General features: G+C 53.5%; 31 protein-coding genes and 2 tRNA genes. 16 read left to right on the top strand and 17 right to left on the bottom strand.

Annotated features, from left to right (window positions below; translation table 11 throughout):
* Positions 1 to 101: 101 nt before the first annotated feature.
* Both ACMTNU_RS07350 and ACMTNU_RS07345 read right to left on the bottom strand, forming a co-directional pair.
* A complete protein-coding gene (locus ACMTNU_RS07350; protein ID WP_413934582.1) occupies positions 102 to 1,748 on the bottom strand; it encodes a hypothetical protein in 1,647 nt (548 codons plus the stop codon).
* A 224-nt stretch (positions 1,749 to 1,972) separates the two neighbouring features.
* A complete protein-coding gene (locus ACMTNU_RS07345; protein ID WP_413934581.1) occupies positions 1,973 to 2,590 on the bottom strand; it encodes a YqgE/AlgH family protein in 618 nt (205 codons plus the stop codon).
* Between ACMTNU_RS07345 and ACMTNU_RS07340 the strand changes: the two genes are divergently transcribed.
* The 3 genes from ACMTNU_RS07340 (at position 2,589) to ACMTNU_RS07330 (ending at position 4,571) form a co-directional block, all read left to right on the top strand.
* Positions 2,589 to 2,810, top strand: coding sequence for a hypothetical protein (locus ACMTNU_RS07340; RefSeq protein WP_413934580.1), 222 nt, complete (start codon positions 2,589 to 2,591; stop codon positions 2,808 to 2,810). The genes ACMTNU_RS07345 and ACMTNU_RS07340 overlap by 2 nt on opposite strands.
* A 372-nt stretch (positions 2,811 to 3,182) precedes the next feature.
* On the top strand, positions 3,183 to 3,767 hold the full coding sequence (locus tag ACMTNU_RS07335; protein WP_413934579.1) for a tetratricopeptide repeat protein: 585 nt from the start codon (positions 3,183 to 3,185) through the stop codon (positions 3,765 to 3,767).
* A gap of 237 nt (positions 3,768 to 4,004) precedes the next feature.
* Complete coding sequence (locus ACMTNU_RS07330) at positions 4,005 to 4,571, top strand: tetratricopeptide repeat protein (protein ID WP_413934578.1); 567 nt, start codon at positions 4,005 to 4,007, stop codon at positions 4,569 to 4,571.
* A 48-nt stretch (positions 4,572 to 4,619) separates the two neighbouring features.
* On the opposite strand, the gene ACMTNU_RS07325 is transcribed toward ACMTNU_RS07330, so the two are convergent.
* The 8 genes from ACMTNU_RS07325 to ald all read right to left on the bottom strand — a co-directional run bounded on the left by ACMTNU_RS07325 (position 4,620) and on the right by ald (position 9,996).
* On the bottom strand, positions 4,620 to 5,015 hold the full coding sequence (locus ACMTNU_RS07325; protein WP_413934577.1) for a c-type cytochrome: 396 nt from the start codon (positions 5,013 to 5,015) through the stop codon (positions 4,620 to 4,622).
* A 35-nt stretch (positions 5,016 to 5,050) separates the two neighbouring features.
* A complete protein-coding gene (queC, locus tag ACMTNU_RS07320; RefSeq protein ID WP_413934576.1) occupies positions 5,051 to 5,749 on the bottom strand; it encodes a 7-cyano-7-deazaguanine synthase QueC in 699 nt (232 codons plus the stop codon).
* Positions 5,750 to 5,797: 48 nt separating this feature from the next.
* Positions 5,798 to 6,358, bottom strand: a complete 561-nt coding sequence (locus ACMTNU_RS07315) for a TraR/DksA family transcriptional regulator (RefSeq protein ID WP_413934575.1) — start codon at positions 6,356 to 6,358, stop codon at positions 5,798 to 5,800.
* Between the two features lie 111 nt (positions 6,359 to 6,469).
* Positions 6,470 to 6,994, bottom strand: a complete 525-nt coding sequence (locus ACMTNU_RS07310) for an adenine phosphoribosyltransferase (protein WP_413934574.1) — start codon at positions 6,992 to 6,994, stop codon at positions 6,470 to 6,472.
* A 5-nt stretch (positions 6,995 to 6,999) separates the two neighbouring features.
* Entirely contained in the window at positions 7,000 to 7,953 is a 954-nt protein-coding gene (locus ACMTNU_RS07305) for an RNA polymerase sigma factor RpoD/SigA (RefSeq protein WP_413934573.1), read from the bottom strand.
* A gap of 16 nt (positions 7,954 to 7,969) precedes the next feature.
* Positions 7,970 to 8,266 (bottom strand): acylphosphatase, encoded by a 297-nt coding sequence (locus ACMTNU_RS07300; protein WP_413934572.1) that lies wholly within the window; start codon positions 8,264 to 8,266, stop codon positions 7,970 to 7,972.
* A 514-nt stretch (positions 8,267 to 8,780) separates the two neighbouring features.
* Positions 8,781 to 8,857 (bottom strand) — tRNA-Pro (locus tag ACMTNU_RS07295).
* A gap of 35 nt (positions 8,858 to 8,892) precedes the next feature.
* Positions 8,893 to 9,996: an alanine dehydrogenase gene (ald, locus tag ACMTNU_RS07290; RefSeq protein ID WP_413934571.1), complete on the bottom strand. Its 1,104-nt coding sequence runs from the start codon at positions 9,994 to 9,996 to the stop codon at positions 8,893 to 8,895.
* A gap of 176 nt (positions 9,997 to 10,172) precedes the next feature.
* Here ald and ACMTNU_RS07285 point away from each other — a divergent pair, with 176 nt between their 5' ends.
* Genes ACMTNU_RS07285 through ACMTNU_RS07270 form a run of 4 tightly spaced genes read left to right on the top strand, consistent with a single transcriptional unit; the run spans position 10,173 to position 11,646 of the window.
* Complete coding sequence (locus ACMTNU_RS07285) at positions 10,173 to 10,556, top strand: hypothetical protein (protein WP_413934570.1); 384 nt, start codon at positions 10,173 to 10,175, stop codon at positions 10,554 to 10,556.
* Between the two features lie 11 nt (positions 10,557 to 10,567).
* Positions 10,568 to 10,921 (top strand): (2Fe-2S) ferredoxin domain-containing protein, encoded by a 354-nt coding sequence (locus tag ACMTNU_RS07280; protein ID WP_413934569.1) that lies wholly within the window; start codon positions 10,568 to 10,570, stop codon positions 10,919 to 10,921.
* A 48-nt stretch (positions 10,922 to 10,969) separates the two neighbouring features.
* Entirely contained in the window at positions 10,970 to 11,353 is a 384-nt protein-coding gene (locus ACMTNU_RS07275; protein ID WP_413934568.1) for a hypothetical protein, read from the top strand.
* Positions 11,350 to 11,646: a hypothetical protein gene (locus ACMTNU_RS07270; RefSeq protein WP_413934567.1), complete on the top strand. Its 297-nt coding sequence runs from the start codon at positions 11,350 to 11,352 to the stop codon at positions 11,644 to 11,646. The genes ACMTNU_RS07275 and ACMTNU_RS07270 overlap by 4 nt, the downstream gene beginning before the upstream one ends.
* A 21-nt stretch (positions 11,647 to 11,667) precedes the next feature.
* On the opposite strand, the gene ACMTNU_RS07265 is transcribed toward ACMTNU_RS07270, so the two are convergent.
* Complete coding sequence (locus ACMTNU_RS07265; protein ID WP_413934566.1) at positions 11,668 to 12,723, bottom strand: phytoene/squalene synthase family protein; 1,056 nt, start codon at positions 12,721 to 12,723, stop codon at positions 11,668 to 11,670.
* Positions 12,724 to 13,014: 291 nt separating this feature from the next.
* Between ACMTNU_RS07265 and htpX the strand changes: the two genes are divergently transcribed.
* Positions 13,015 to 13,929, top strand: coding sequence for a protease HtpX (htpX, locus tag ACMTNU_RS07260; protein ID WP_413934565.1), 915 nt, complete (start codon positions 13,015 to 13,017; stop codon positions 13,927 to 13,929).
* 54 nt (positions 13,930 to 13,983) lie between these two features.
* Here htpX and ACMTNU_RS07255 read toward each other — a convergent pair whose 3' ends face one another.
* Positions 13,984 to 14,268 (bottom strand): hypothetical protein, encoded by a 285-nt coding sequence (locus ACMTNU_RS07255; RefSeq protein WP_413934564.1) that lies wholly within the window; start codon positions 14,266 to 14,268, stop codon positions 13,984 to 13,986.
* 36 nt (positions 14,269 to 14,304) lie between these two features.
* Positions 14,305 to 14,919 (bottom strand): hypothetical protein, encoded by a 615-nt coding sequence (locus tag ACMTNU_RS07250; RefSeq protein WP_413934563.1) that lies wholly within the window; start codon positions 14,917 to 14,919, stop codon positions 14,305 to 14,307.
* A 107-nt stretch (positions 14,920 to 15,026) separates the two neighbouring features.
* Here ACMTNU_RS07250 and ACMTNU_RS07245 point away from each other — a divergent pair, with 107 nt between their 5' ends.
* A complete protein-coding gene (locus ACMTNU_RS07245) occupies positions 15,027 to 16,427 on the top strand; it encodes an MFS transporter (protein WP_413934562.1) in 1,401 nt (466 codons plus the stop codon).
* Here ACMTNU_RS07245 and ACMTNU_RS07240 read toward each other — a convergent pair.
* On the bottom strand, positions 16,421 to 16,639 hold the full coding sequence (locus ACMTNU_RS07240) for a hypothetical protein (RefSeq protein WP_413934561.1): 219 nt from the start codon (positions 16,637 to 16,639) through the stop codon (positions 16,421 to 16,423). The two genes, ACMTNU_RS07245 and ACMTNU_RS07240, sit on opposite strands and share 7 nt — an antisense overlap.
* Positions 16,640 to 16,790: 151 nt before the next feature.
* On the opposite strand from ACMTNU_RS07240, the gene ACMTNU_RS07235 reads away from it, so the two are divergent.
* The 6 genes from ACMTNU_RS07235 to ACMTNU_RS07210 all read left to right on the top strand — a co-directional run bounded on the left by ACMTNU_RS07235 (position 16,791) and on the right by ACMTNU_RS07210 (position 22,143).
* Positions 16,791 to 17,237: a GatB/YqeY domain-containing protein gene (locus ACMTNU_RS07235; RefSeq protein WP_413934560.1), complete on the top strand. Its 447-nt coding sequence runs from the start codon at positions 16,791 to 16,793 to the stop codon at positions 17,235 to 17,237.
* Between the two features lie 79 nt (positions 17,238 to 17,316).
* Positions 17,317 to 17,955: a response regulator gene (locus tag ACMTNU_RS07230; protein ID WP_413934559.1), complete on the top strand. Its 639-nt coding sequence runs from the start codon at positions 17,317 to 17,319 to the stop codon at positions 17,953 to 17,955.
* A 47-nt stretch (positions 17,956 to 18,002) separates the two neighbouring features.
* On the top strand, positions 18,003 to 19,007 hold the full coding sequence (locus ACMTNU_RS07225) for a diguanylate cyclase domain-containing protein (RefSeq protein WP_413934558.1): 1,005 nt from the start codon (positions 18,003 to 18,005) through the stop codon (positions 19,005 to 19,007).
* Between the two features lie 361 nt (positions 19,008 to 19,368).
* Positions 19,369 to 21,435: a response regulator gene (locus tag ACMTNU_RS07220; RefSeq protein WP_413934557.1), complete on the top strand. Its 2,067-nt coding sequence runs from the start codon at positions 19,369 to 19,371 to the stop codon at positions 21,433 to 21,435.
* Positions 21,432 to 21,758 carry an Hpt domain-containing protein gene (locus tag ACMTNU_RS07215; protein WP_413934556.1) on the top strand — a complete coding sequence of 109 codons (327 nt, stop codon included), beginning with the start codon at positions 21,432 to 21,434 and terminating at the stop codon, positions 21,756 to 21,758. Before ACMTNU_RS07220 ends, ACMTNU_RS07215 begins: the two co-directional genes overlap by 4 nt.
* Positions 21,759 to 22,067: 309 nt before the next feature.
* Positions 22,068 to 22,143, top strand: a tRNA-Ala gene (locus ACMTNU_RS07210).
* 9 nt (positions 22,144 to 22,152) lie between these two features.
* Here ACMTNU_RS07210 and ACMTNU_RS07205 read toward each other — a convergent pair.
* From ACMTNU_RS07205 to ACMTNU_RS07195, 3 genes are read right to left on the bottom strand one after another with little or no spacing between them, the layout of a single operon-like run.
* Positions 22,153 to 22,284 carry a hypothetical protein gene (locus ACMTNU_RS07205; protein WP_413934555.1) on the bottom strand — a complete coding sequence of 44 codons (132 nt, stop codon included), beginning with the start codon at positions 22,282 to 22,284 and terminating at the stop codon, positions 22,153 to 22,155.
* A 51-nt stretch (positions 22,285 to 22,335) separates the two neighbouring features.
* The gene (locus tag ACMTNU_RS07200; protein ID WP_413934554.1) at positions 22,336 to 23,166 is read right to left on the bottom strand and encodes an IS3 family transposase; all 831 of its coding nucleotides are present in this window, start codon (positions 23,164 to 23,166) and stop codon (positions 22,336 to 22,338) included.
* Positions 23,163 to 23,450 (bottom strand): hypothetical protein, encoded by a 288-nt coding sequence (locus tag ACMTNU_RS07195; protein WP_413934553.1) that lies wholly within the window; start codon positions 23,448 to 23,450, stop codon positions 23,163 to 23,165. Before ACMTNU_RS07195 ends, ACMTNU_RS07200 begins: the two co-directional genes overlap by 4 nt.
* Positions 23,451 to 24,090: 640 nt before the next feature.
* Here ACMTNU_RS07195 and ACMTNU_RS07190 point away from each other — a divergent pair.
* Positions 24,091 to 24,771: a hypothetical protein gene (locus ACMTNU_RS07190; protein WP_413934552.1), complete on the top strand. Its 681-nt coding sequence runs from the start codon at positions 24,091 to 24,093 to the stop codon at positions 24,769 to 24,771.
* The last annotated feature ends 428 nt before the right edge of the window (positions 24,772 to 25,199 follow it).

Here is a 25,199-nt window from a genome sequence, read left to right as displayed (position 1 = left end):
GTGGAAAGACGGCCGTGACGTGCTGTCCCCCAAACGACAGGCAATGCGATGAGGTATGGCAGGAATGGCGCTGCATTGAGGAGATGAGAGATTCCGGTTGATTACGAATCCCGTCCATGTTTGCTCCGCCATACCGTCAGCAATGCGGCAAGTTTGTCTTTTGATGACCTATGCTCCTCAGCCAAGGTTTCCAAAAAATCCGAAAGCCGCCTTGATTTCAGTACGGTATACAGTGTGGCCATGATCACCGGAATCAGCACGATGAGAAAATACCCGATGCGTTTGGTGGACGGTTCCGCACCCAAGTCGAAGAGGTTCATGCCCAATACACCGGTCGTTGCCACCCCGATCAAGCCGACCGTCGCCACCACCGTCAGGCGAACCATCGTTTCTCCTTGCCGGCGGAGCGCATCGCTGTCGAGATATTGGCTCATATCTTCCAACTCCGAGCGGAGTTCGTCGTAGAGTCGACCGGTGCCCAGATGTTCACTGACCATCCGATACAATTCCTTCACCTGCCCATGATCCGATACCTGATGAGACCAGTAGCGATGGGTAAAACGCAGAAAGATACCGAGCGTTTGGCGGATCACACGGCGAAACTGCCGGACCGAATCTAACTTGGTGAGGTCAAGCTGATGCATCGCCTCGACGAGGCGATTCGTCAGCATCAACAGGGCCGCCTTATGAAAATGCGGGATCAGAAACAGCAGAAAATATTCGTGGCGGAATTGTTCCAAATTCGTCTTACGGTCTTCGAACGCCGGTTCTCCTGCCTCCCCCACCATCGTGAACACACGGCCCGTGCACATAAAACGGGCGCCTGGTGAACCTGGGCCCTGTCCGTTCCAATACCGGTCATAACAATGACGTTCTTCAAAGTCACGGAGATAGCGATCTGAAAACGGTAACGTGTCAGCGCTACCCGGTGCCGCCGCCAACCCCACTCGCGTAAACTCCCCTCGCGTCAATGCACCTGGATCGTCGAGAGACAGATACGCCATGACCGGCATCAGGTGGTATTCGAGCTGCCGGTACCGAATCAGACCGGCTTTGTCTGAATGGTGCAACACCAATGGTTCAAGCAGAAACTCCCAGTGGGAGGCCAGGCTCAGTGACCGGTGCTGGCAGACGAACGAGAGATATTTCTCACGGTGATCATAGTCGGAAACAGCGAGCACCGTCCCATCCGAAGAAAGCCATTCCACATGCTTAGGACAATGCCCACCATGCCCGTCACGCTCCCAGTAGGTGGGGTAGCATCGGCCAAAGCGAAAGAGTGAATTCTGCACCTGTACAAGCGGCACATCGTCGGCAGAGATCTCGACCACCAGGATCGCCACATCAATGTCGTAGAAAAAATATAAATCCACATGAGCCACCGAAAATGTCACAGGAGTTCCATGGGGGCCTGGAAATACCATGCGCACCTTCGCAATATCACTTCGCCGAAAGACGCGGATCGCAGATTCCTCGCGAACTTCAGAGCTCGTTCGCTTTCCCTCACCATACAGAAACCGCTGAACGTAGGGCAGAAATGTCACAAACTCGCTGTAATGTCGTTCCTGGAACTGCCGCGGATCACCCGTAAACTCGTCCAGCACCTCTCGCCACGGATTGTTTGGATTAGTTGCCTGGAGCAGTTCCCAATGCTTTTGGATCGGCGCATCCTCCCGAATGGGAGTAAGCTGCATTGGCCACAGCAGGATTTGTCGGAAATGTCGAACAATCTTTTGAGGATCAGACACGTGACATATCCTCACCGATGATCGAATCGCTCGCCATCACATACCACTTACCCAATGCCTGACCTCACAACACAGAGCAGCGCCGTGGTGGTCTTATACCACAGCGTCGTCTGAATGTATGCGAAGGTCATACCCACTTGGTAGGAGATAGCCGTGTTTCACCATGACGAATCCATCGGAGGCCTCCGTACCGAACGAAACAAGACCGCCAGCTTCTCCGACTATCATTCGTGGGAAATAGTTCTTGGAGCCTGAAGCACGCCGATGCCGTCTGACCAAAACGTCTCAGGATTTTTATCGAAGATATCGAACGTGCTGGATGACAACACACCCCATGAGCCTTGCCGCATCTCATAGTCGAGTTGCCCCGGGGCCCATGCGGCAAAACCAGCAAAGGCACGGAAAGCTTCATTCGGCTTGAGACCGGCGATGACCCGTTCTAGCACCGTCGGTGTCCCCACATAAATTCCATTCGCAATATGCCGCGCATCGGGCAAGATCTGCCTGAGTCGGAACAGCAACACCAATTGTGTGCGGTCGACCGGTCCTCCTCCAAATAATCGGTGGTTGGTCTGCTTCAACATCGGAAGATCCTGCAACACTTCTGCTAACAGGACATTCGTAGGACGGTTTAAAATGAGGCCGATGGTTCCACGTGGCCCATGGTCAACAATGAGCAGAACGGTTTGAGTAAAGTTGGGATCCTCCAATGATGGGCTTGCGACCAAGAGCGCCCCTTTGTGAACCGGCAAGGGCATAAATTCCTGTTGGGCCATGACCGAGAGCGATGGCAGGACCAGCATGCCCCCCAGACATAAAACAGCCCACAGGATCTGTTTCATGGAAGCGCTCACATCGCTCCACAGTGTCGGAGTACGTCCTCACCATGGAGATACCGGTATCGCATCACACAAGGCTACGACCCTCGATATGGCGTGTCAACCGCAAGTGGAACGCAACGGGGCGGTTACAGAAACAGGCAACCGCCCGAGGAATGAGTCCTCACTACTGGTCTCAAAGGAACAGGTCGGACATGAACAACCCGTCTGCCACTACTATTGAGCCGAGTTAGGAGTGATCCCGACCGATGGAGAACATCCGGTACTCCGCGTGGACTTGACACACTATCGGCGATTCAATACGTCTACGAGCATAGAAAAGTGAGCCTGACCATTCCGCGCCACCGAATCGAACAGATATCCTTCCATCTCGGTGATGCACAGCCTGTTCCCACATCATACGACACGTCAACCTCGGCATGGTTCAACGCCATCGCCTGGTCCAGCTATCGTCTGCACCTGACTCAGATGAGCATGCCCTCTAGATCACCAACCTGCGAATCGCGTATGCTGGATGAGGTCACTCTGCTGTGCTATAACACAACCGACTGCCGTTTGTGAGCCACTATTGGGATTGCGAAAAGGAATCTTACTTATGACCACCGGCTTGCGCTATATCCTCGCCGTCACCATCATCGGAAGTCTACAAGGATGCATCGATCCATCCAAATCCCCTTACGTTGATGTGCGAGATACCGCCTCACGAATCGATGAGTCCCAGTCGGCTGCAGAACAAGGGAGCGCCGAAGACCAATACCATCTTGGCATACGATATGAGAATGCGCGTCCAGCTGACCATCGAGAAGCCGTGCGGTGGTACCGCATGGCGGCTACTCAGCGGCACGTTGGAGCGTTTTATCGGCTTTGCCTACTATCGGACATCGGCCGGGGGATGCCACAAGATTATCAGGAGGCGCTCCGGTGGTGCCGTCTTGCTACAGACCAAGGACATGGAGCCGCGATGTTTCTCATCGCCACCCACTATGAACAAGCACGGGGCGTTCCTAAGGACCTGGTTCAGGCCTACCTCTGGTATAACCTTGCCGCGGCTAATGGCCATGAAGCTGGCGCAAAATGGCGGAATCGACTAGGGCACGACATGACACCGGTGCAGATTGCTCAAGCACAATTTCTTACACGAAATTGGAAACCCAAAGGGCAAGAACCACCTCAAGAGTAATCATTAAGAGAGCCGTTCCCTCAGATTCCTGCTTAATTGATGGATCGAATACTCTGTCCCTCCATTCATCCAACGACCAGGTTTATGGTCAACGGGGTTCACATTTCCTCAATAGGCCTCCACCCATTCCTTTCTTGAACTTCAAGACATGAGCTGAGTAGGATACATCTCGTAGGGTTCACTGCACCAACGATGTCAGTACAGTCACACCATCACAGGAGCTCTTTATCGACCAGCATGTTGCTTCCGCTGATCGGTCTACTCACGCTGTGCGGGTTTTTATCAAGTTGTATTTCTCCTCCCCAACCTCCGTCTCAACCACTTGCGAGTGGACCAGCAGTGAATGATCTCCTCACGCGTGCGCAGGGGGGCGAGGCGGAAGCCCAAAACCAGTTAGGCATCCATTACAGTGAAGGCCAAGGGCTTCCACAGAACTATCAGGAAGCGAAGTATTGGTTTAAAAAAGCGGCAGATCAGGGCCATGCCGGGGCACAGGTCAATCTTGGCACACTCTACTCGTTAGGACAGGGGGCTCCGTTCAGCGACCCAATGGCCTTATTTTGGTTTCAGAAAGCAGCAGACCAACGCAATGCGTTGGCCTTTGCTAAACTTGGCATGATGTACGAACGAGGACGAGGGGTCTCACAAAATCTTGTGGAAGCTCACATGTGGTACAATCTCTCGGCGGCCTACGGCGAGAAACGAGCCGCTGAATCCCGCAACACCTTAGCCAAACACATGACGGCTGAACAGATCGCTGAAGCTGAAGCACGAGCCAAAAAGTGGATGCCGGCTCGACGATAGCCTCTTCATATCATGGTCCATCGCACCGATGTGCCGCACTCGACTGACTTAAAAAATTCCGGCTTGTTTCTGCAGCCAACGGACATATTTTACGATCTCGTCCACCTCCTCAGGCTTGACGGCATCGATCTTTGGCATATCGCCAAATTGCCAATGATGGGCCTTGACCCCGTTGGCTGCCGCCCGCTGGAAAGCCACATCTCCGTGATGGTTCGGCTCATAGACCTTATGAAGGAACGCTGGACCTTGGGTTGTTCCGACTCCGCCAACTCCATGACATCGGGAACAGTGTGCCGTGAACTTCTGCTCTCCCTCCCGAAACTCGACCGGAGCTGTAGAGCCGGTTCCCGGTGCGTTTGGTTCCACTCCGCTCTGGCTACACGCCGGAGCAATCCCAAGCATCAAGATTACTGAACTGAGTACCGAGACTTGTAACGACCTCATAGAAATTCTCCACCTGTTTCCAGAAAATTATTCACTCAAGATACCGCATAGGGAATTGGATCCACAACTCCCGCTTCCGCAAACCCTCGCCGTCGAATGAGACAGCTGTCACACCGTCCGCAAGCCACTGCGCCCGCTGGATCATAGCAACTGTGCGTGAGGTGAAGTGGTGCATGGAGATCCAAGCCAAGCCGTATGATCTCTGCCTTGGTCATTCGCAAGAGAGGTGCTCGAATTTCAAAGCGGCCACCCATCATGCCCAGCTTGGTTCCGAGTTGTAACGTCGCTTCCACGGCCTTGATGAACTCCGGACGGCAGTCAGGGTAACCAGAGTAGTCCACTACATTAGCCCCAAAATAAATCACTGAAGCACCCACCGCCTCCGCCTGTGCGGCTGCGATGGAGAGGAAAATCAAATTTCGGCCGGGCACATAGGTCACCGGCACATCGCGGCTACGGTCGGAGTCACCGCGATCTTTGGGAACCGGGAAATTCCCAGTGAGCGCGGACCCACCGATTGCCTGCAAATCAACAGGCACCACCAAATGATGTTCAGCCTCCAAGGCACAGGCCACCTGCTTCGCCCGCTCAATCTCCACAGCATGGCGCTGCTGGTAGGCAAGGGTCAACAAATACAACTCATACCCGGCATGTCGGGCAACAGCCGCCGTCACGGTGGAATCCAGACCACCACTGGCAAGTACAACAGCTCGTTTCAGAGGCTGCCCAGTCATAGGCAGAAGACGGTGCGGGAGGATGCGGCAGGAGACAGAATTGGAAACCTAGTCGCGATCTTCTTCTCGTTCGATTTTCTCCAGCAACTCGGCACGTGATTGGCACTCCACGCACAGTTTGGCAAAAGGGACCGCTTGGAGCCGCCTCTCGCTGATTTCGATTCCGCACTCCGCACAAATTCCATAAGTCCCCTCGTGCAGACGCGTGAGAGCTTCATCAATTGACTGCCGACGGCGATTGCGCATCTCCATCAATGAAATACCCAGCTCACGCTCAAGATCCATCAGTGCCTGGTCCCCGACATCGCGCGCCGACTCCAAGCGTCGCTGCTGATCTTCAGTCAGCGATTGTCCCAGACTCCCTTCGATCTCCTTGATAATTTCTTGGCGCTTACCAAGGAGCATTTTCTGAAGCACTTCCTGTCGCTGTTCACGTGCTTCTCGCTCTTTTGCGGTTTCTTTCGGCCGCACAGGTCCTTCATCGACTTCGACCGATGGTTTCGCTGTAGCTGCCATACCAGCCGCTGCCGGTTGAAGCTTCTTGGTGATCGGCTCAACCGACTTCGGTTTCAGCTCGCCCTTCTTCTTCACCTGCCCCTTCGTCACCATAGTGATGCATGCTCCGCAGTTAGGTCGTTTAGAAGGCTAAAACCTGGCTTTTCGCTCATGGCCCGCGTTCCCTTTAACAAGAGGAGATTAAACGATACGCCCCATTCCTCTTCACGGATACGTAATGGTCGAATGCACGTCGTACCCACCGAGTTTCTCGCGTCCATTCAGACTCTTTAGTTCAACCAAGAAATCAAGTCCGACAATCGTTCCTCCCAGCTGCCGGACAAGATTCACCGTCGCTTCCGCTGTCCCTCCAGTTGCCAGAAGATCGTCGACGATCAGCACATGCTCTCCGATCTCAATCGCGTCGCGGTGGACTGCAAGACTGTTGTTACCATACTCGAGACTATACTTGACTTCATAGCAATCAGCAGGAAGTTTCCCCGGTTTCCGGACTGGAACAAATCCCGCTCCAAGCCTCGCCGCAAGAATCCCGCCAAAGATAAATCCGCGGGATTCTATGCCGACAACCTTCTGAACCCCTCTATCTTGGTACCTGGCCGTCAAGTCATCGGACAGACTTCGAACAGCGGCTGGATGCTTCAACAACGTGGTGATGTCATAGAAGAGAATACCGGGCTTTGGAAAGTCCGGCACTTCGCGGATAAGCGCTTGATAGTTGACAGTAGTCACGAAATCTAGAGCAGATCTGCCTGTGTCATGGTTTTTCGCTCAATGGTGTGACGAAGACGTGCAAGCGCGGCCATTTCGATCTGACGAACACGCTCTCGAGTCAACCCCATGGTCCGCCCGATCTCTTCCAACGTCTTCGCTTCTCCTCCATCAAGCCCGAACCTCGACACAATAACAGTTTGCTCTTTTTCTGGCAACTCCCTCACCCAAGCCATAAGTTCCGCTCGGCGCCGAACCCCATCGGCGGTTTCGTCAGGGGACAGCCCCGTCGGATCCTCGATCACATCACGGAGAAACGTATCCGTGCGATCATTGAGCGGACTATCGAGTGAACAGGTCGTGCGGACCAACTGCCTCAGATCCAAGACCTCCTCTTCCGACGTCTTCATCTTGAGTGCAACTTCCGCAGCTCTCGGTTCGCGCCCGAGGGCCTGTACCAATTGCTCGGTGCGATTTAAATAGCGATTCAGCCGTTCCACTACATGGACAGGGAGTCGAACCAGTTTCCCTTGATTGATAATCGCACGTTCAATGTACTGCCTGATCCACCAGGACGCATAGGTGCTAAACCGAAACCCCCGCTTATAGTTGAATTTTTCGACTGCTTTAATCAGCCCGAGATTTCCTTCCTCGACAATATCCGAAAACGGAAATCCCCGATGCATATACCGCTTCCCGATGCTGATCACCAGGCGCAGATTGGACTCGATCATGTGTTGACGAGCTCGCTCATCGCCGGCCATGACGCGTTTTCCAAGTTGCTGCTCCTCTTTGAATGTCAGCAATGTCGATCGACGGACTTCGCGCAAATAGCTCTTGAGCGTATCAAGGCCTTCCGCTCGACCTGTTTCTCGCTCAGTCTCCTCCGGAAAACTTCCAGACTCAGAGGCACCCGTCTCATCCTCCAGATGTCTTCGCGCCTCACTCGCCTCGAATTCCTCGTTATGTTGCCGACTCATAGCTCCTCAGCAAGGCCTAATACCAAATTTCAAACCCGGAATACCGCCCAGTCGCTGCTCCCCACTCCGTCTCAATCTTCATCACTCGAGCAGCAGCAGGACCGATCCTTAGCTGACGCTCAAGCATTTCGATCCCAGCCTTCTGGCCCTCAACCTCGAGCTCGACTCGGCCATCGGAAAGATTACGCACGCCGCCGAATAGTCGAAGATCTGAGGCTACTCGTGCCGCAAAGGCACGAAACCCCACCCCTTGTACACGACCATGCACAAGGACACGGGCCCACACCGACAACTCATCGGCAGGTGGATTCATCTGCCTCCAGCCAAATCTCTACATCCGACGAGGCCCTGCGGCTCCGCTCTGCGGATACTCTCACACCTCTTCAGAGGCGTCACGCGTTTTACAAAATCTACGCCCAGACTATGTCGTCATAATGACAAGATTTCTTGAGGGTTTAATGTCCCCCAAAGTCAACAGAACGGACCAAGAAGGGCACGGACGACCTCAAGAGGTTCTCTCGACTACTCCACCAACAAACCAGTGCCAGATGCCATGTAGAGAAGTTACCCGTTGATTTGCCTGTAGGATCATTATGACGGACGATGACTAGCCGGTACCCCACTGACAGGGTCACTGATGCACGTCGCATGGAGTTTCTTCTCAATCGTCGAACGATCAAAAAGAGAGATGTTCAGCCGACTATGGCCCGAATAGCGCCATTAACAGATCACTGACGCGAATAATCCTGGCACTGGTTGTAAGTGAATGAGGAGAGAAGAACCAATTGTACACGGGGCACTGTGATAGTTGAAGAGGATGCTTGGGTTGGTCGGGGCGAGAGGATTTGAACCTCCGACCCCTGCGTCCCGAACGCAGTGCGCTACCGGGCTGCGCTACGCCCCGACAAGACCAAGCACTCAATCGAAGGTGTGATTGTCTTACAAGAGAGGGGTAAAAGGCAACCCATGTGATTCCGCCACACCTGAATGTGTCACTTTTCCCTCTTTCAAGTTGACTCCCTTAGCCAAACCGGGGTCGGAGCGAATAGCTCGCTCCACCCCTTCGGAGGCAAGGCGAAGCAGATACGGCATAGTCGCATTGGTGAGAGCATAGGTGGATGTGCGAGGAACAATTCCGGGCATGTTGGCTACGCAATAATGGATCACCTCCTCCAGTAGATACACTGGGTCAGAATGGGTCGTTGGTCGAGTTGTCTCGATACAGCCGCCCTGATCGACTGCGACATCGACGATCACGGAACCTGGCCTCATCTGTGAAACCAGCACACGCGACACCAACTTGGGGGCCTTGGCGCCTGGAACAAGCACCGCACCAATCACCAGATCTGCCGAACAGACGGCGTCTTCAATAGCGGCAGGACTCGCAGCACGGGTGACAATACGCCCGTGATACTGATCATCAAGGACACGCAACCGCTCAATATCGAGATTGATCACCGTCACCTGTGCTCCTAACCCCACGGCCATGCGAACGGCAGATGCTCCGACAGCTCCAGCTCCTAGGACCACCACTCGCCCCGGCTCTACCCCTGGAACCCCTCCCAACAAGACTCCGCGTCCCCCATGGGTTTTCTCAAGATAGTGCGCGCCGATCTGGATCGACATCCGACCCGCAATTTCACTCATCGGCCTGAGCATAGGAAGACTCCCATCCTTGGCCTCAGTTGTCTCATAGGCAATCGCAGTAACTTTTCGGCCGAGTAATTCTTTCGTGACATCTGGAACAGCAGCGAGATGCAAGTACGTGAACAAGACGTGACCGGGACGAAATAGAGCACATTCAGACAGCATCGGCTCCTTGACCTTCAGAATCAGCTCCGACTTTTCGAACACCTCAGCCTTTGAACTCGCGATCGTGGCGCCGACCTTACGGTACTCATCATCCGAAAACCCACTCCCCACACCAGCTGATGGTTCAATCCAAACTTCGTGTCCATTTTGGCACAAGCTCGCAGCACTATCTGGAGTTAGGCTGACTCGATACTCGTGATCTTTAATTTCCTTTGGAACACCGATCACCATGCTGACTCCCCCTCTCCTTGGCTAAGCACCCCAACACCAATCACTTAATTATACCTCAGACGCCTGAACCTCAGCCCAATCAGGTACTGTTGTTGAAATCTCCACGAACCACGGACCATGGACAGTCCGGAAAGTCCTGTTGTATGATGCGCGTTCGTGGTTGTGAGGAGGTAGAAATGGACGTCTGGAATCACTCCTGTCAGGCCTGTGGATCCCCTAGTAGCCCGCTGACCAAGTTGTCGCTGGGAAAAGATTTTTTTGGACGCCCCTATGATCGTTTGTCGCCGTCGTCAGATCAAAACCCACGGTGGTACTGCACATCCTGTTCTCTGCACAAGGACTTCCAGCGAGATTTTCGAGACATCCTTTCTGAATTCGATAAATTGCGATCTGGGTTTGTTTCTGAACTGTCCAAAGCTGACGAATTTCGACGCGCCTCGTTGCGATTACATGAAATCATGACGACTCTAAACGCGCCTCAACAGACATCTCAGTTCCTGAGCAACCGAGACGTCACCGTTCTGATGGAACGGCTCAATACCTTAACGATGCCCGTCTAGCAAACACGTCTATGCCACCATTTCAGCGACATATTTTCGTGTGCACCAACCAGCGTCCGAAGGATGACCCTCGTGGTTGTTGTGCCAATTTAGGATCTGAAAAGCTTCACGCCTATTTCAAGAGTGAAGCCAAACGACTCAATCTGAAAGGTGTCGTCCGAGCCAATAAAGCAGGCTGCCTGGATCATTGTGAACTCGGTCCGAGCGTGGTGATCTACCCTGAGGGGGTCTGGTATTGGGTCGGATCAGAAGCTGACGTGACTGAGATCATGGAGCGCCATGTCCTCCGAGGGGAGGTCGTGACTCGCTTGCTCATGCCAGATCATCCGGTTCCTCAGCAGCTCATTCCGCTCAAGCAGCCGTAGACGGCCCCCATCACCGCTATGCCCACTGAAGACAAATGGAAGGCCAATATGGAAAAGGTGGCCTTCACGAAACACTTTCCAGGGCTCACACTGAACTGGACACTCTGTGAAGGTAAAACCATCGAGCACGTGATCCCGTTGAGTGGGAAACCGGGCACTTCGGTGATAGTGCTTACGGACGGTTCGTTTACCATTGCTCCCCCATTGGCACCGGAGCCTTGGGAGTTGGGCCAGGCCCTGCTCGATGCGAGGCAACACCTGGAACCCAAACACCGAGCGGCGTATCAGGAGTATGACCGGCTGGTAATGCAAGACAAGGAGGCGCTTCGCTCGGCTCGGCTTGAAAAAATCATCGGCGCCATTCAAAACAATTTGGACCAAATTCCGGAGCTCAAGAATCGGTTGAAAGAACTTGTCAAGGAATGGAAGTGAGTAGTTTACCCAACAAGAATATGTTCGAGATCTTCTCGCAAGGTCTCTTTGAAGGAGTGAAGCCCATGTTGGTCGTTCGTGATCATCTCGTCCGGCATCCGGACCGTTGTACCCACCAGGCCGTCTGTGTTCCGATCTGTCCGACCAGCGCCTGGCTCTCGACACCTCCCTATAAGTTCGACCCCTCCCGTTGCCTTGAAAGCTGTCGGCTTTGCCTCGACGCGTGCCCATCACAGGCGATCTACGCTGTATTCAAGAAAGGCGACAAACTGTTGGAACCGCAAAAAAAGTAGGATGGAGAGGGGGCAGGAAGATCAGACGATCTGCTTACGCAAATGCCCCCAATAGGCGGTCCCGGCGTATCCGCAGGCAACAGTTCCCGTGGTCATGGCCATAATTTGATAGACCTTGCTGCGTGGAATCTTCACCTTCACTGCATGACTCAAAAGGTCCGGAGAACTCATGACAAGCTTGAGCGATTCACCGGCAGAGAGGATCGGCCACATACAGGCCAGCCGTAACCGCGTTTCATGGCGTGGTATCGCCATCGTATAGGCCCACCCCTGATCCAGGTGTTCCAGTGCGAGACGAACAAGCTTGCTCAACACAGGCCTGAAGCGAGTGAGGTTATCCTGACGCAAAAGATCGTGGGGTTTGAGTCCGACTTCGGTTAGCATCGTTTCAGGAATGTAGCATCGCCCCTTCTGAAGATCGTGGGCGATATCTTTGACGATGTTCGTCAGCTGCAGCCCCTTCCCGAACCGCACCCCTCGCTCAGACATCTGTTGCACATCCCAATCCACGAGGGCCTTGCGATGGGCACACATCACGGCTGTCCAGAATTCGCCGACACAACCAGCCACCGAGTAGGTATAGCGGTCTAGATCATCAACGGTCTTGAGCGCAGTCAGTTCGCCAGGAGCGGCATCGGGAAACGTATTGAGATCCATCTCCATTCCCTGCGTCAGCGTGACGATCACGCGACGAATCCGATGCTGGTCGTCCAATGAGCAAGCCAGAAATAGCTGGAAACACTCATCCAACCGTTCCAGCAGGATCCGCTCCGCCGAATCGTGTTGCACCGACCCAACAGCCTGTTGAATAGACCGAATCTGCTCCCAGTCGAGATGCTCACTGACAAATTGCTCCCTGAGGCGGTGAAGAAAACCAAGTCGACGTGGTCTATCGATGAGTTCAGTATCGGCAATGGTATCGGCAGCCCGGGCAAAGAGATACGCGAGCCCCACCTGATCACGCACATTTGCAGGCACCACTACTAACGTCGTGTAAAACAAGCGTGAAACCTGTTTCAAAAGGTCACGGAGCAACGTTTCCTTTTTGGACGAGTCGATCGCCAGGTCGTGAGCCATCACGTGATTCCCGGTATGTCTTCCATGTCGGTGAGCCCAAAAGACCTTTTCATGAACATCATGAGAGATTTCTAACAGGAAGCACCGGAAAGGGTCAACTTTTCATTGTACTTTCATCGACTTCCAGCACCTTGACTTTCATCAAGACATTCTTATTTGTTGAAAGCAACGGCCTTTGAATACTGCGACTCTATAAATTGGTTTGTGTATTTTGTGTATAATGTTGGCTGTTCCATGTTCAGGTTTTGAAATGACTGCATAGGCGAAAGCTTATTGCGAAGGAGGATATCCATGAAGTGGCTCAAAGGTATTGGCTTGTTCCTGATTGCAAACTTTCTCATCTTTATCACGCTGTCATTCACCGCCAATCTTTTAATCAACACCGTATTACCGGCATTTGGGATTGACGTCCGTGGAGTATTCAACCAGCAACTGCTGGTTTTCTCATTGGTCATCGGGTTCGGCGGGGCATTCATCAGCTTGGCCTTTTCTAAGCAGATGGCTCGCGCCATGCTGAGCTGTCAACAGATCACCCAACCCCGATCGCATGCCGAACACATCATCTTTGGGTCGGTTCAAGAGATTGCCCAACGGCTCCACATCACCATGCCGGAAGTGTGGGTCTATGACTCGCCAGACCCCAACGCCTTCGCAACTGGTCCAAGCAAGAATAACTCGATGGTGGCTGTATCCACGGGTCTCTTACAAAACCTAAAGGAAGAGGAAGTCAAAGCCGTGCTCGCCCATGAGATGGGGCATGTCTACAACGGAGATATGTTTACCACGACCGTTCTCGCCGGTCTGATGAATACCTTCGTCTATTACATCAGTAACTTTATATCTCACCTGATTGCACAACCCAGTCAAGATCGTGAGGAGGGATCCGCAGGCAACCCCTTCTTGGCGATGATCGTCTACTTCTTCCTGCAAGTCGTGCTCACCATTCTTGCATCAATTGTCATCGGATGGCATTCCCGCCGCCGCGAGTTTGCCGCTGATGCATTCGCAGCCAAGGTGTACGGGAAAGACGCCATGATCAATGCCCTCCGAGGCATCGACCGCTGGGTCAACCGTGCGCAATTTGAATACTCGAATCAAGACGCCTTAGCCACGATGAAGATCTCAGGAAACTCTTCCGGCTTCATGCAGTTGTTCGCAACGCATCCACCCATCGATGCACGCATTGCAGCGTTAGAGCAGTTGTAACGGAAACAACACCCCAGCCGTAGTTCGTCTGACGCCCGCCAAGCCTGGCGGGCGTCACATGTTCCGATAAAACATGATGTGTTGACGGTACTCCTCGATCGCCGCCCCCAAGGCAGCCGATCCCAGTACGATATTGTCATCAAGCGCGGCCTCGACGGCAGGATCATCGATTTCAACTTCATAACGGTCTTGAATGTTCGTCCGCACCGGCCCCTGCGAGATATCGCGAGGCATAAAAATCTCTTTCCAAATCTCTTTCTCAACCAAACACACGTCCCTGAATCGCTCATAGAGTAATGCTAGTTTTTCAGGATCTGTAATCTTCAGACGCTCTCCCATATGTCTCCTGTTGTAAGGAACCTGCCTCATCACGCCTTATTCAGGCGGCAAGACACGAAATCGCATCGTACCGACCTGATTCACCGCATGAAACGGTTGTTGGCCAATCGGCGCGATATAAATCTTGGCAACGTAGTTGCCCACGATCCATCGGTCGCCTGATCGTGTCATTTCCAGATATCCATATCGCTCATGGCCAGGCAGTTCCAACACGTCCTTGCCCAACTGTTCCTGACGCATCTGACTGTTTGGTTCCTCTCGATACCATTGCACTCCAAACTGGGTCGGGTCTTCCAGAGGGGCCACTTCAAACACGATATAAATGGTTGGAATCTCTGGCGTGAATACAGAACCAGGTCCGATCGGTTTTAAGCGTGGATCTTGGGTATACCACCCTTTTCGACCAAAGGTATCCCATTCCACGTCAAACCCCTTGGCCATTTTAACCCATGTAAAAAGCGACTGCGGGATACCGGTTTGTTGATCATCAAATGACGGACTCTGGGTTGATCCAACCTCAGTCGACTCCTGTTCCTTCAGTAGCAGAAGCTCCTTCGCCTCGCCCACCTGCTGACAGTAAAGAGTGATGGACAGCATACCTGCAACCACACAGACTTCCGTCATTCGCCGTACAGTGGCCTCAGAGCGCATAGGATTATCGTACTGACCTCGATCTCAGGGGTCAATTCCATGCGGCAATCATTGATGAAACCTTGTACCAGGTCAATGCTATGGTAGAGTGATTGCAGTGTTATCGCATGACTGAACAGCCCGTGCCCTCTTCACATGCACTCGAACGACCTCACCTGATCGTATCAGACCCACATGAATCTGGCCGGCGCTTCGGCATTCGTGATGGGATGTTCCAAGCCGTCGCCCAAGGAGGAGGTGAACACTACCTTTCAGCCTTCGCCATCCTCCTCTCCGCAACACCGTTCCAATTAAGTATCCTCTCGGCCATTCCCCAACTTCTCGGCACCTGGGCTCAGCTGATTTCCGTCAAAATTTCGCACTGGTTCCCAAGCCAGGCCTCCCAAGTCTACTGGGGTATTATCGGCCAATCCGTTTCCTGGATTCCAATCCTGGCATTGCCCCTACTCTGGCCGGAACATGGACCCTGGTTTCTCATTGCAGGGGTTGCAGTGTATTTCACCTGCACCCATTTCACGTCTCCCGCCTGGAATAGTCTCATCACCGAATTACTGGACCCCAATGAGCGGGGAGCGTATTTCGCCAAACGCTCTCGAGTGGTCGCCGTCACAAGCCTTCTAATGCTCTGTTTAGCAGGGGCCTTATTGAGTCTCTTTGAAAAACTCAATCTATTATGGATAGGCTTCACGATCATCTTTCTGACGGCAGGGCTCTGTCGGAGTGCCTCGGCGCTTCTGCTCCATACAGTCACCGGCTTCCCCCAGCATGACCTCAGTCAGGCTCCAACAGGGTTTCTGCACTTTCTTCGCACCGGCGTCTCTCATAACTTCTTCCATTTTTTACTCTTTTCAGGACTCATGCATGCCGCGGTGCTGATCGCCGGTCCCTTCTTCGTCCTCTACCTGATTCAGGATCTCCATCTGGCCCATTGGCAATATGGGACCTGGCTCGCGGCAGGCATTCTCGGTCAGTTTCTGACCTTACCAGGCTGGGGGCAATTCGGTGATCGTTTTGGCAACAAGGCGTTGCTCACGTTCACCGGACTCCTCGTTGCATTCCTCCCGATGCTGTATCTGTTCAGCAGCATCTGGATCTTTCTTGTTACCGTCAATTTCTTCGGAGGGGTGGTCTGGGCGGGATTAGGCCTCGGATTGAACAATTACGTCTATGATGCCGTACAGCCCGCGGATCGTGCGAAGGCAGTCGCCGTCTCAAGTATCGTGAACGCCATCGGGTGGGCCATGGGAACCGTAGCCGGAAGCCTCTTGATCAATACGATACCGAACAAGTTGTATCTTGGAACCTTCCTGCTCGAACCTGTCTCCAATATTCCGTTTATCTTCTTTCTCTCCGGCCTGCTTCGCTTGATCGTTTCAGCAACACTCCTCCGGACGTTTCACGAACCTCGCCAAGTGGAACAGCGTGCCCACCGCCGCCTGCTGTGGGAACTCCCGCTCTTGAAACCTTTACGCCAATTCTCGCGGAGGCCGACCGGTCTCAATCAGTAAGGAGCAGCCTCGGAACCGACGGCGCGATTTTTCTCTTCTTGTTTGAGTCGTTCAAACGATTTGTCGGCATTGCTCTTGACCTGTTCCGGCGTCATGGCCGGGGCTGGCTTAGGTGATTCCGTCGCACACCCCGTCGCGATTGCCACTCCGATCCCCACCGCAACCACCACGCACCATCTGCCTCCTGCCCTCTCCATGAGTTCTGCAAGCATTCTCCTCCTCCTTGGCCACGATCTACGATCCACCCTATGCATCATACCACCTCTTTCCTCTGAATGCCGTTCAGAATCCAGCTCGTTGACTCACTTGAACAAGGCAGGTATGCTCCGCAGCACAAACGCTGCCACCACAAAGAGGCCCCTCATGTCGCTCTATGACCGCCTAACCGAAGACCTCAAATTCGCCATGAAATCACGCAATCAACTCCGCATGGATGTGATCCGAATGATCAAAGCTGCGGTGTTGAATAAAGAGGTAGAACTGAAGCGCGATCTTGATGACGCTGAAATGAGTCGAGTCATGACCACACTCGTCAAGCAACGCAGAGAGTCAATTGAACAGTTTGAGAAAGCACAACGGCAAGAATTGGCCGCCAAGGAGCGTCAAGAAATCGAGATCATTGAATCCTATCTTCCGAAACCGCTTTCACCTGAGGAACTTGAGACCCTGGTCACGTCGGTCATTGCCGATACAGGGTTTCGATCGATGAAGGATATGGGGGCGGTGATGAAGGCGATCATGGCTCGTCTTGGGGGACAGACTGTCGACGGCAAGCGTGTCAGCGAGCTTGTGAAGAACAAGCTCTCCTGACCCCTCCCGCTTGTGGTTTACTCTGGCCAGTCCAATCTCGACTTCAGTTTCATCCGATTTCAGCCGTAGAGTAAGAGCTATGGCCATTCTCATCGTCGACGACTCACCGGATCACTACGCGCTCCTCCGATCCATCCTGACTAAAGCAGGCCACGATCAGATTCTCGGAGCCGAGTCCGCTCAGGCAGCCTTTTCAATGTTGAATCTGGACGGAACACAGGCGGCAACCGATATCGACTTGATCTTGATGGATGTGCTCATGCCGGAAATCGACGGGGTGCAGGCATGCCGAAGCATCAAACAACAGTCCCATCTTCGAGACATTCCCATCATCATGGTCACGGCCAAGAACGATCTCGAGAACCTGCAGGAGGCCTTTTCCGCAGGAGCCATGGACTATATCAACAAGCCCGTCAAAAGCGTCGAGCTCCTCGCCCGAGTCGCCTCCGCCATCACACTGAAGAAAGAAATGGACTGCCGCAAGTTGCGTGAATCGGAGCTCCGCCGCACGAACGAAGAGTTACAGCAGGCTCTACGGGAAGTCAAAGTGCTACGGGGCTTGATTCCAATCTGTGCCTCATGCAAAAAAATCCGCAACGATGGAGGGTTCTGGCAACAAATCGAAGAGTATATCGGCGAACACTCGGAAGCCGAGTTCAGTCACGGCATCTGTCAACCTTGCCTCAAAAAGCTTTATCCTGGTGTTTACCAAGACTAGCTGTTAGGATTCTTCCAGTTCGCATCTGTCTCAGTCCCGGTACACCTATGAGCATCCTCCTCATTGATGATTCGCCGGATGATCGGCTCCTGCTCCAGGCTATCCTATCTGCGGCAGGCTATGAGCATATCATTGCAACGGACTGCGCCGCGGCCGCCTTCAAACAGCTCGGTCTCGATGGAGGGAAACAAGGCCTGGCGCGTGTTGATCTGATTCTCATGGATATGCTCATGCCGCAAATGAACGGCATTGAAGCTTGCCGCCAGATAAAGGCGGTCGACCGTTTCCGTGACACCCCGGTCATCATGGTGACCGTAAAAACGGACCCTGTGGATCTTCAACTGGCATTCGCGGCAGGGGCGATGGACTATGTCGCCAAACCGATCAATAAGATTGAGCTCCTCACGCGGGTCCGCTCGGTGCTCCGACTCGTTCATGAGATCGACCGCCGCCGTGCACGAGAGCACGAGCTCCTTGAAGTCATGCGTCAACTCCAGGAAGCGAATCAAATGTTGCTTCGGCTCTCCTGCTTAGACGGGTTGACCGGCATCACCAACCGACGCCAATTCGATGATTTCCTCGATCAGGAATGGCGAAGAGCCTTGCGTGAATCGACTCCGCTCTCTCTGATTATGTTCGATATCGATCGATTCAAAGCCTATAACGATTCCAAAGGACACACTGCCGGGGATGAATGTTTGAAGCAAGTCTGCGCGGCAATTTCCAGTGCCGTGAATCGCCCAGGCGATTTGGTCGCTCGCTATGGCGGAGATGAGTTCGTCACGGTCCTCCCCGGGACCGGAATAGACGGTGCGGCACAAGTCGCCGAAAGCCTTCGCCGCCGAGTTGAGGCCCTTGCCATTCAACAAACCGATGGGGAGCCCGTAACCATCAGCGTCGGGTACGCCTGCGTTGTCCCAAGCAGACACTCTTCTCCTACCGATCTTGTGAAGGCTGCAGACCAAGCGCTCTATCAAGCCAAACAAGAAGGGCGAAATAGAGCCCGATCGGCCAGTATTTTATCGTTGGTCCAAGATTCACCGAACGCATAGCCGACCGTTCGTACACAATTGTATCGCCTCGCTGCACTCGGGATTGCGTGAAAGTACCGAGCCGAATCGACGGTGTCCTCGGAATAGACGGACACACCGACCAGCGGGCCTACCTATTCTCTGAAGTATTCATGGGCTCATGCCACGACATCCACGGGTAGAATCTCATAACCGGGTTTCGAAACCCGCTCAGCGCTCTCGACGGACTCGTACCTCTCCCAATCAAGCGATCACCGCACGGAAGTCCGCAACTCCCCGCTCAGCTCCGCCGTCGCCGAAACGCAACTCAACTGCCGTTCTGAAGCAGTACCAGGATGTGCTCCAGCAACTAGCGCAAAGCGAGGCCCTAAGCAGTGGTGACATGGTCCAAGCGTTCCGGGCGATTTCTCACACCTGCGCCAAACTCCTTCGAGTCAACCGCGCGAGTATATGGCTGTTGTCTGAAGACCAGCATGAACTCATATTCCTTGACCTGACTGAACCCAGGCAAGGGCACCCCAATCCAGGACTCATCTTCAAATACAACGACTGTCCTGCGTATCTTCACTCACTACGCCGTGAACGTCGCGCCGTCGCGATAGAGCAGGCTTCCCAGGATCCCCGAACCCGCGACCTGGCACAGATCTACTTCGCTCGATTTAAGATTCAATCCACACTGAGTGCGCCAATCAGGCGGAAAGGGGAGCTTGTCGGGATACTCTGCGCTGAATCTGTCGAAAAACCTCGACGGTGGAGTCAACAAGACGTGTACCTCTGCTGCATGCTCGCGACTCTGGCGACACTCGCACTTGAAGCAACCGAACGACATCACGCGGAACAGGTGCTTCGAGTCGCCAAAGAAGTCGCCGAGGTAGCCAATCGCGCCAAGAGCGAATTTCTCGCCAGTATGAGTCATGAAATTCGAACTCCGATGAATGCGATCATCGGCATGGCCGACCTCCTCTGGGAGACGCCACTGACCCCTGATCAACGAAAGTACCTGCGCATTTTTAGACGCGCGGGGGGGACACTCCTCAACCTGATCAACGATATCCTCGATCTCTCGAAAGTTGAGGCCGGGCATCTTGAATTGGAGACCATTGAATTTGACCTCAATGAAGTCCTTGACAAAGCCATCGACATATTAGCCCTGCGAGCCAACGAAAAGGGACTGGAGTTAACGTCTCATATCGACCGACAGGTCCCGTGCGACTTGATCGGCGACCCAACACGTCTGACCCAAATCGTCATCAACCTTATCGGCAATGCCATTAAATTTACCGAGACGGGAAACGTTGAGATTCGCATCATCAACGACCCAGACCGGAATACCGCCGGTGCGATTCGAATTTCAGTCAGTGACACGGGAATTGGAATCCCGACCGATAAACTCACAGCCATTTTTGAAAGTTTCACCCAGGCCCATGCGTCAACAACCAGGCAGTATGGAGGGACTGGACTTGGCCTCGCAATTACCAAACGGCTTGTGGAACAGATGCAGGGTCGGATCTGGGCGGAGAGTACCCTTGGCGAAGGGAGTACATTTCACTGCTCCCTCGGCCTTCAGGTGCAGACAGACGCCCTCATGCAGAAATCCTCTCCACCAATCGATCTTACCGGAGTGAATGTCTTGGTCGTGGATGACCATCCGACTAATCGCCTGATCCTTCGTGAAACATTACAGACATGGGGCGCTCGGGTGACGGATGCACCGGACGGGAAGGCTGCCTTAGACCTACTCCTCAGTGGACAAGAGTATCGACAGAACTATGACATCATGCTGCTTGATTGCCGCATGCCCGAGATGAACGGGTTTCAGGTCGTCGAACAGCTCAACCAGTCGCCAGGCAGAAAAGACCTCACCATGGTCATGATGACCTCAAACCACTGGGCTGACGATATCGCCCGCACCTATGACCTTGGCCTCGGCGGCTATCTCATCAAACCGATTCGCCGCACAGATCTACTCCAATCAATCCGAATCGCTCTGAGCCGGAGAAAGGGAATCCCCCTGCCGGCGACGCCCACTGAGACCATGAAAATATCGTTGAGTGGTTCAGACAGGCCCTTTCAAGTCCTTCTCGTCGAGGATTCACCTGACAATCAACTCTTGATTCGATCCTACTTGAAGAAGACCGACTATCTCCTTGACGTCGCAGACCATGGCGGGATTGCCGTCGAGAAAGTCAAGACCACCCATTACGATCTGATCTTGATGGACATCCAGATGCCCGTGATGGATGGCTATACGGCGACCATGGCGATCCGAGCATGGGAACGAGATCACGACCTCCCCGCAACACCGATTATTGCCCTGACGGCATTGGCTCTACGGGAAGAAGGGACTCGGATTCTTGAGGCTGGGTGCAACACGCATGTTACCAAACCCGTGAAGAAATCGACGCTGCTCGAAATCCTTCATGCCTATAAGGAGCACGCCACTTCATGATACCTCCTCAATCATCTGCCCCTCGCACACCGATACCTGTAGAAATCAGTCGTGATCTTGAAGATATTGCGCCGATCTTCCTGGGAAATAAGAGGAAGGATTTGCAGACCCTTCGTATCGCAGTGGGTGCTCAAGACTTCGCAACACTTCAGACACTGGGCCACCGCATGAAAGGTGATGGCGGAGGATATGGATTTGATCACATTTCAGAAATCGGTGCGAGGCTAGAGCATGCGGCAAAACAGCACGATCTGCCCACCATCGAACTCTGTATCGTTGAGCTGGAAGACTTTCTCAATCGAGTTACCGTGCTCTATCGTTGAGCATCCTATCCATTCTCTGCAGTCCTTCATTCCAGCAACACCTGAGATCGGAGAAGGGTTTACGGTCAGGCCTGTCCATTTTGTGGATTACACGCGTGTCGGAAAGATACCAGCTCCGAACGAGGCATACCTCAGATGACTGAGAAAGGTACTGGTAGAGTCTCGACCACAGGTTGTGTATAATGCCGATCACGGGAAGCGCGATTCACTCTTCCTCCCCGTTCTTCGACCGCGGCAACAAGCCTGTACGATTATGTGCGGCAAACCCTGCGGGATTCACGAGTCGCGCCATCCCAACATCCCAAGCGTGGGGGGCTAGCTCAGTTGGGAGAGCACTACGTTCGCAACGTAGGGGTCGGGGGTTCAACTCCCCTGCCCTCCACCAAATTTATTTTTACCAGTAGCAAGGCCGGTACAGTCCCTCATAATCACCGGAAACTTCAGCCGTCAGAAACCGTTCTTGTCCATCAGCCGTCGGGTGCAGATAGATCTGCTCACCCATCAAAATCCGCAGGTCACTCCGCACCTTATCAACGTTGCGCTGGGTCACAGTAGCCAGTGTAGTGCTCCCCTAAAATCAAGCCACCTGGGTTGATTGTTGCGCGCGATATTGGACCGGACTCCAATACCCAAGGGCGCTATGAGGCCGTTCCTCGTTGTACCAGTGAACCCAGTCCCGAATGATCCGCCGCGCCTCCTCAAACGTCTGGAACGTGTGCTGCCAGACACACTCGTCTTTCAAACTTCGAAAGAACCGCTCAATCATCCCATTCTGCTCAAGCGTATAGGGCGTGATGAACTCCTGCTGGAGCCGATCGTCTCGACAGGCCTGACGAAACCGGCGACTCTGGAAAATCAGCCCGTTATCACTGCGTAAGACTAGCGCGTTCGCAGGTCGGAGCGTCCAGAAGTGTTGGAGACAAGCCGCTTCGACGGCGCGCTCGGCTTCCTTCGCCCGACTCCGTAACGCGAACTCGTAACCCACGATTTCCCGATCATGGCAATCAATCACGGCGACGAGATGGCCCCAGCCGTCTTGCCCACATGGAATATGCGTCACGTCCATCGCCCACCGTTCATTACTGCGGCTGGCTTGGCTAATCCAGCCCTGTGCACGCGGCCGCGGGGTACACGACCGCTGATGCACCAACCACTTCTTCTGCCGGAGTACTCGATACACGGCTTTCTTGTTTACGCGATGGAGCGTCTGGCCACGCAGCACGGCCCACAGCTGCCGATAGCCGAACGTGGAATGTTGCTGAATCAATTGCCTGAGTGGCTCGGCCCACGGTGGGTCCACGGCCACAGGACGTCGACGACGTACTGGGGCGCGATGCAGCCGGGCCCGTCCGACGGCCAATACGCGGCAACTCCGCCGTTCCGAGACACCCGACAGCGGGGCTCTCACGCGTCGGATGTCTTCCGGTCCAAATGGTAGGGCTTCAACGCCTCTCGTAAAATATCGTTGTCCAGGACCCGATCCCCGATCTTTTGTTTCAATTTCTTGATCTGCTCGTCCTTGACCGCATCTTCGTCCTTCTGCCGTGTACGCAGTGCATTCTCAGCCACCGTCAGCCCATGCAGCCGGGCCGCCTCCGCCACCGAAGTCTCCCCCTTCAGAAGACTCACGACCAGCGTCACACGTCGTTTGGCCGTCCATCGCTCAATCGGTTCCGCTGATTCCGCTGCCATCACCACCTCCTTGGTCCACATCAGGACCATGTCTTGACGGTGGTCTCAATTTCAAGGGGAGCAGAATAGTTTGGAATACAAGCCAAGATAGGCTTATGGATTGATCCTAGGCCAGTCCCCCCCATGGGAGTATCGGAAGGCTGCAGCTAAGCCCAAAAGACCTCTCGCCCATCCGGCCCTGACTTAACCAACTCACAGGGCCGTTTCTCTACTGGCATCATCGGCAAGCGACGCAAACTACGACCTTTTGACTGTCGCATTTGTCTACAGAATCTCCCTAGCGAAATGACCATTCATACCCCACCAGCCTTGCACGCTCTGCAGACATCATAAATATTCCTGCATATCTCGTTGATAGAGGAGTGTCTCACCCCACTGAGCGTCGATCATCCCAGCGGGCACGATCCCTGCTCTTTAACGCATGGGATGTGAAGAACGACGCAATGCCGTGTTGTAGCTCTGGCGTAAAGGTGTGTAGGCAATGAGCGTTTGCAATTTGAGAACCGAAGGCCGTTTGCTATCAACAGGCTGATGTCAGGGAAGAGGAAGGGCCCTCCTTGTTTTCAACTATGCCATTATCCACCAGTTGTACGTAGAACTTGAAGCCACCATTTTCAAAGGGGAGAAAGGAGACACAACAATGAAAACACTTGCACTGTCAATCTTATTAGGCGCTCTCTTTATAGCGCCAGCTACCTACGCACATAGGGATGAGGGTAATGCAAAGTGGGAACTACCGGGAGACGTACTGGGTACTTTAAATCAAATTTCATTCAAGCAGGGGGCCGATGACGTTTGGTATTTTATGGAGAGTCATACCATTGCACACAACCCGAGCACGTATAGATTCATTCCTGAATATGATGCCCCGGCGATTTTCTTGGGTGGCGGTTTTACGCCAGCAGGGTTTTCCTGTTGGCACTCACCAAGCATACTCCCAGATGTGTGTGTTAATTTCAATAGCACTCCAGTAACCCTAGAAAACTTTAATGTCCCGCCAGGGTCTGTTTATATGCACCCTGGCGAGGATAGATTCTCGATTGTGGCCTGGAAAAGTCCAATAACTGGCAATGTCAAGATCCATGGCTTATTTGCTGACATAGACGCTAATTGCGGCAACGGTGTTACTGCAACTATCGATAAAGGGTCTGCTACGCTACTAACTTTAGTTGTTGAGAACGGCACCACGCAGAATTTCTCTCTGAAACATATTCATGTTCATAAAGGTGAGGTCTTATACTTTATCGTAGACCCAAGAGGGGAATTTAGCTGCGATAGTACACGCCTAGAGGTAACTATCACGTCTACAGGTTTGTACTGAGGGGGCCCCAGTTGTTTGGACCGCATGCCCTCATTCTAATCAAGGGGCAGATCCATCCAAACAGTGGCGTGTAAACATGAGCATGAGAAGGAGCATAAGGAGCATGAGCAGAAGCAGAAGGGTTAGCTGACACCACAGAAATGCAAGCGGCAGGGTATCGTAGGGCGGGAATTGTGCTTGAGGATAAGCCGGTCCCGCCCTGGGATTCACGGAAGGCTGCAGCTAAGCCCAAAAGAACCCTCGCCCATCCGGCCCTGACTTAACCAACCCACAGGACCCTATCAATATTGGAGTGATCGACAATCAAAGTAGCCACCGTTACCACCGGTCTGATTGTCGAGGTTATGGGCAAAAGCCCCAAAGAACCGCGTGGAATTTGCTAATACAATTGAGGCAGAAGCCGCAGGCTACCGACGAGCAGGAAACTG

Source organism: Nitrospira sp. BLG_1 (genome assembly GCF_047338595.1).
Taxonomy (GTDB): Bacteria; Nitrospirota; Nitrospiria; order Nitrospirales; family Nitrospiraceae; genus Nitrospira_D.
This window is presented reverse-complemented; position numbering and strand designations above follow the sequence as displayed.

Bases quoted from the DNA above. Each gene is read 5' to 3' on its own strand.
- ACMTNU_RS07245 (WP_413934562.1), top strand. From the start codon at position 15,027: ATGACTGAACAGCCCGTGCCCTCTTCACATGCACTCGAACGACCTCAC.
- queC (WP_413934576.1), bottom strand. From the start codon at position 5,749: ATGACTGGGCAGCCTCTGAAACGAGCTGTTGTACTTGCCAGTGGTGGT.
- ACMTNU_RS07230 (WP_413934559.1), top strand. From the start codon at position 17,317: ATGGCCATTCTCATCGTCGACGACTCACCGGATCACTACGCGCTCCTC.
- ACMTNU_RS07325 (WP_413934577.1), bottom strand. From the start codon at position 5,015: ATGAGGTCGTTACAAGTCTCGGTACTCAGTTCAGTAATCTTGATGCTT.
- ACMTNU_RS07225 (WP_413934558.1), top strand. From the start codon at position 18,003: ATGAGCATCCTCCTCATTGATGATTCGCCGGATGATCGGCTCCTGCTC.
- ACMTNU_RS07340 (WP_413934580.1), top strand. From the start codon at position 2,589: ATGGAAGCGCTCACATCGCTCCACAGTGTCGGAGTACGTCCTCACCAT.
- ald (WP_413934571.1), bottom strand. From the start codon at position 9,996: ATGGTGATCGGTGTTCCAAAGGAAATTAAAGATCACGAGTATCGAGTC.
- ACMTNU_RS07235 (WP_413934560.1), top strand. From the start codon at position 16,791: ATGTCGCTCTATGACCGCCTAACCGAAGACCTCAAATTCGCCATGAAA.
- ACMTNU_RS07285 (WP_413934570.1), top strand. From the start codon at position 10,173: ATGGACGTCTGGAATCACTCCTGTCAGGCCTGTGGATCCCCTAGTAGC.
- htpX (WP_413934565.1), top strand. From the start codon at position 13,015: ATGAAGTGGCTCAAAGGTATTGGCTTGTTCCTGATTGCAAACTTTCTC.
- ACMTNU_RS07220 (WP_413934557.1), top strand. From the start codon at position 19,369: ATGGTCCAAGCGTTCCGGGCGATTTCTCACACCTGCGCCAAACTCCTT.
- ACMTNU_RS07330 (WP_413934578.1), top strand. From the start codon at position 4,005: ATGTTGCTTCCGCTGATCGGTCTACTCACGCTGTGCGGGTTTTTATCA.
- ACMTNU_RS07265 (WP_413934566.1), bottom strand. From the start codon at position 12,723: ATGGCTCACGACCTGGCGATCGACTCGTCCAAAAAGGAAACGTTGCTC.
- ACMTNU_RS07250 (WP_413934563.1), bottom strand. From the start codon at position 14,919: ATGCGCTCTGAGGCCACTGTACGGCGAATGACGGAAGTCTGTGTGGTT.
- ACMTNU_RS07240 (WP_413934561.1), bottom strand. From the start codon at position 16,639: ATGCTTGCAGAACTCATGGAGAGGGCAGGAGGCAGATGGTGCGTGGTG.
- ACMTNU_RS07275 (WP_413934568.1), top strand. From the start codon at position 10,970: ATGGAAAAGGTGGCCTTCACGAAACACTTTCCAGGGCTCACACTGAAC.
- ACMTNU_RS07345 (WP_413934581.1), bottom strand. From the start codon at position 2,590: ATGAAACAGATCCTGTGGGCTGTTTTATGTCTGGGGGGCATGCTGGTC.
- ACMTNU_RS07195 (WP_413934553.1), bottom strand. From the start codon at position 23,450: ATGGCAGCGGAATCAGCGGAACCGATTGAGCGATGGACGGCCAAACGA.
- ACMTNU_RS07190 (WP_413934552.1), top strand. From the start codon at position 24,091: ATGAAAACACTTGCACTGTCAATCTTATTAGGCGCTCTCTTTATAGCG.
- ACMTNU_RS07315 (WP_413934575.1), bottom strand. From the start codon at position 6,358: ATGGTGACGAAGGGGCAGGTGAAGAAGAAGGGCGAGCTGAAACCGAAG.
- ACMTNU_RS07215 (WP_413934556.1), top strand. From the start codon at position 21,432: ATGATACCTCCTCAATCATCTGCCCCTCGCACACCGATACCTGTAGAA.
- ACMTNU_RS07255 (WP_413934564.1), bottom strand. From the start codon at position 14,268: ATGGGAGAGCGTCTGAAGATTACAGATCCTGAAAAACTAGCATTACTC.
- ACMTNU_RS07280 (WP_413934569.1), top strand. From the start codon at position 10,568: ATGCCACCATTTCAGCGACATATTTTCGTGTGCACCAACCAGCGTCCG.
- ACMTNU_RS07305 (WP_413934573.1), bottom strand. From the start codon at position 7,953: ATGAGTCGGCAACATAACGAGGAATTCGAGGCGAGTGAGGCGCGAAGA.
- ACMTNU_RS07335 (WP_413934579.1), top strand. From the start codon at position 3,183: ATGACCACCGGCTTGCGCTATATCCTCGCCGTCACCATCATCGGAAGT.
- ACMTNU_RS07300 (WP_413934572.1), bottom strand. From the start codon at position 8,266: ATGAATCCACCTGCCGATGAGTTGTCGGTGTGGGCCCGTGTCCTTGTG.